General features: G+C 43.5%; 3 protein-coding genes and 1 pseudogene. All 4 read left to right on the plus strand.

Annotation, left to right across the window (positions count from 1 at the left end):
* A pseudogene (locus QUA38_RS17690) lies at positions 1-189 on the plus strand (Fe-S cluster assembly ATPase SufC); the annotation flags it as partial.
* On the plus strand, positions 186-1,550 hold the full coding sequence (sufD, locus tag QUA38_RS17695) for a Fe-S cluster assembly protein SufD (RefSeq protein ID WP_333163920.1): 1,365 nt from the start codon (positions 186-188) through the stop codon (positions 1,548-1,550). The pseudogene QUA38_RS17690 and the gene sufD, both read left to right, overlap by 4 nt.
* Before the next feature lie 166 nt (positions 1,551-1,716).
* Positions 1,717-2,979, plus strand: a complete 1,263-nt coding sequence (locus QUA38_RS17700) for a SufS family cysteine desulfurase (RefSeq protein ID WP_333163922.1) — start codon at positions 1,717-1,719, stop codon at positions 2,977-2,979.
* A gap of 66 nt (positions 2,980-3,045) precedes the next feature.
* On the plus strand, positions 3,046-4,038 hold the full coding sequence (locus QUA38_RS17705) for a hypothetical protein (RefSeq protein ID WP_333163925.1): 993 nt from the start codon (positions 3,046-3,048) through the stop codon (positions 4,036-4,038).
* The last annotated feature ends 5 nt before the right edge of the window (positions 4,039-4,043 follow it).

The raw sequence follows: 4,043 nt of genomic DNA on the forward strand, positions 1-4,043 counted from the left end.
GCTGAAAATTCGATGTTGGTGATTACTCACTATCAGCGGTTGCTGAATTACATTATTCCTGATTTTATTCACGTCATGGAAGCGGGCAGAATTATCTTGACTGGCCCGAAAGAGTTGGCGCTGGAATTGGAAGAGCGCGGTTATGACTGGGTTGTGGAAGAGGAAGCAGCAGGAGTAGGCGCGCGATGATGAATACGCAAGTTGCTAGTAGGGAAATGTTTTTGACGGATTTGGTGAATCAGTGCGGCAAGTTGGGCGCAACTAATAACGAAAGTTCTGCTTACGGGTTGCAGGATTTGCGGGATGCGGCGACTCAATACGTGCTTTCTTCGAGTTTTCCGACGGTGAAGGATGAAGAATGGCGCTTTACTGATTTGTCGGCGGTGTTGCAAATTCCTTTTCATATACCCCAGAGCAATCAGTCAACAGTTAAGCTGGCTGATATCATTATGCCAGTGAAAAACAAGGCAGATTTACCATTAAGATTGGTGTTTGTCAACGGGTTTTATGCGCCGGATTTGTCAACGGTGGAGTCGTCGGTTTTTCCCAATTTGCCGTTAGCGGAGCCCTCGAAGAGGATCGACTTTTACGCAGGTAATCTATCCAATGTACCCGAAAAATATCAAGGGCGCATCAGCGATGTTTTGAGCAAGCACAGACAGCAAACTGAGGTGTTTACCGCGCTGAATACTGTGGGTTTGACGGATTCTGCGGTGGTGTTCGTACCGGCCAATATGTCGATCGACCTTCCGATTCACTTGCTGTTCCTGACAGCGCCCGGTGCATCTCCCACGATGTCCCAACCGCACTGCTTGGTCATAGCTGAGCCTGGAAGCAATGTCACGCTGGTTGAGGATTACGCAACTATCGGTAATGTCGCTGCATTTACGAATGCTGTAACCGATGTTGTTGTCGGCGAAAACGCCACTGTGAATCACGTTCGGCTGCAGCGGGAAGGTGGGGAGGTTGTTCATATCGGCAAAAGTGCGATCGAACAATCTCGCAACAGCCGTTATACTTGTCATGCTATCAGCTTGGGAGGCAAAATATCGCGGCACAATTTAGAAGTATTTCAGCGCGGCGAAGCCACGGAAACAACTTTAAACGGCTTAAGCGTAGCCTTTGGGGAACAGTTATCAGACACTCACAGTTTAATCGATTTCAATCACCCTCACGGTACAAGTCGCCAATTGCACAAGTGCATTGTTGGCAACAAAGCTCGTGCTGTATTTAACGGCAAAGTTTTCGTTCGTAAAGCCGCCCAATTGACAGATGCCGGACAATTGAGCCGGAATTTGTTGCTGTCGCCGAGAGCTCGCGTAGACACTAAACCGCAGTTGGAAATTGTCGCCGACAACGTTAAATGTTCCCACGGTGCAACTGTCAGTCAATTAGAAGATGATGAACTTTTCTATTTGCAAAGTCGCGGTTTGGATTTAGAAAGAAGTCGCTATTTGCTAATTGATGCTTTTGCGGCGGAAATGCTCAATCAATTACCGATTCTTGGGGTTGCGAAAATGCTTTCTACCTGCGTGGCCCTCCAAGGATAACTCATACAAATGAGGATACAGAGGACACAGCATTGCTGTGTCCCTACAACATCTTGCACCATTTTTAACAGCCTATAGGGGCGGGTTTCACGAATAATAATTGCCTAAAACCAACAATCTCGTAAACCCGCCCCCACCCAACGACAAATCACTAACTTCAAAAAATATGACACTTATTCAAGAAAAAACACTTGCATCAAAAGTTCGTGGCGACTTCCCAATTTTGAATGAAAAAGTTAACGGTAAACCGCTAGTTTATTTAGACAATGCAGCTACTTCTCAAAAACCCCTAGCTGTGCTCAACGCTTGGCGCGACTACTACGAGAAATATAATGCAAATGTGCACCGCGGCGCTCACACTCTCAGCGCCAAAGCGACTGATGCTTACGAAGGTGCGAGAGACAAAGTTGCGGCCTTTGTAAATGCGGCGTCGCGGCAAGAAATTGTTTACACTCGCAACGCCACCGAAGCGATTAATTTGGTTGCTTATTCTTGGGGCTTGAGCAATCTGCAAGCCGGAGATGAAATTATCCTGTCGGTAATGGAACACCACAGCAATCTCGTTCCCTGGCAAATGATTGCTCAAAGAACCGGTGCGGTGCTGAAATTTGTCGAGTTAACGGAAACTAACGAGTTTGATGTGGAACAGTTTAAAACGCTGATTTCTCATAAAACTAAATTGGTGTCAACGGTTCACGTTTCTAATACTTTGGGCTGCATCAGTCCAGTCAAAGAAATTTGCAAAATTGCCCACAGTTTCGGCGCAAGAGTTTTAATAGATGCTTGCCAAAGCGTGCCGCACATGATAGTAGACGTGCAAGCAATAGATTGCGATTGGCTGGTTGCTTCCGGTCACAAAATGTGTGCTCCGACTGGCATCGGTTTTCTGTACGGTAAACTGGACTTGCTGAGAGAAATGCCTCCGTTTTTCGGCGGCGGCGAGATGATTGCTGACGTGTTTCTCGATTATTCCACCTATGCCGATTTGCCGCACAAATTTGAGGCAGGCACGCCTGCAATCGGAGAGGCGATCGCCCTTGGTGCAGCAATCGATTATCTTAGTAACATTGGCATGGATAAGATTCACGCTTGCGAAGCAGAATTGACTGCTTATATGTTTCAGCAATTGCGGCAAATTCCCGATATCAAAATTTACGGGCCACAACCAGACAGCAACGGCGAAGGTAGGGCAGCTTTGGCGGCATTTACAGCAGGAGAAATTCACCCTCAAGACTTGTCTACGATGTTAGACCAGGAGGGAGTCGCGATTCGTTCCGGGCATCACTGCACGCAAGCTTTGCACCGCTATTTGAACGTTTCATCTACTGCCCGGGCGAGTTTGTATTTTTACAATACTCGCGAGGAGATTGATGTGTTTGTCAAAGCGTTGAAAGAGACGATCGACTTTTTTGGTGGGATTATGGGGTAAGTTTGTGGGGTGGGTATTTGCCCACCTTGTTAGAACATTGTTGGCTTTTGCCGAGCGCAATGTCTCGTGAAAATAGTTGAGTATTATAGTTTAATAATACAACCACTAAAAAACATGAATCAATATCCTATTATCCTGATGCCCGATCCTGTTATTCAAGCTATGAATGCAGTTCCATTCATATGGAAATTTAGTGAATCAAAACCTTTACCTCCTAGTTATAAGCCCCAACCAATTGATGTACTTTTGTTTTTTTATAAATCTCTCCCATTAATTATTCCTTTTGCAACTATTGGTCTGATTGCTAGTAGAAATATTATCATTAGTTTCTATATTTCTGTAGGTGGAATTTTGGTTACTGCCTTGAACTTCTGGCAACAACAAATGTATTACTTACGAACACTTAATCAATACAAGCAACAAATGTGCGATTATAAAGATTTGTTAGCAGAATGGCAAAAGCGTGAGATTCAGCATAAACGGCAGATAGCAGAATCCCAAAAACCTGAAAAAATAAAACAGTATCGCTATCAGATAATTAAAGACATTATCATAAAAACCGTCCCTCCTGAAGGTAGAATTGTCAGTACAAAGTCTCAGTGGCTTGAAAGTAAATTTTATAAAAACTTACAGCAATTATTTCAAGATAAAATTTATAACAATTTAATCATCCAAAAATCCCAATCCTATCAACCTTACTGTATAGAAATTTCTTATTTTGATAAGTTAACAAATTTACGTATTGATATAATAATTGATAAACCTTATCACTATGAAAGCGGTGAGCCTAAAAATTACGAAGTGCTTGTCCAAGAAAATCAGCGCCATCAACTATTTTTAGAAAAAGGATGGATAGTCATTAGATTTGCTGAGGAGCAAGTAGTCTGTTGGCCACAAAGCTGTTGTCGGGTAATAGCCGAAGTAATCAATCAAATAATAGGTACACCAATTCCCGATGAATTAACAACAGTAGAAACTTTACGACCTATCCAGCAATGGAATGAATTTGAAGCACGACAAATGGCACAGGAACGCTATCGAGATAATTATTTAATCTAGCGATC

It is taken from the genome of Microcoleus sp. Pol12B4 (assembly GCF_036701385.1).
Classification (GTDB): domain Bacteria; phylum Cyanobacteriota; class Cyanobacteriia; order Cyanobacteriales; family Microcoleaceae; genus Microcoleus.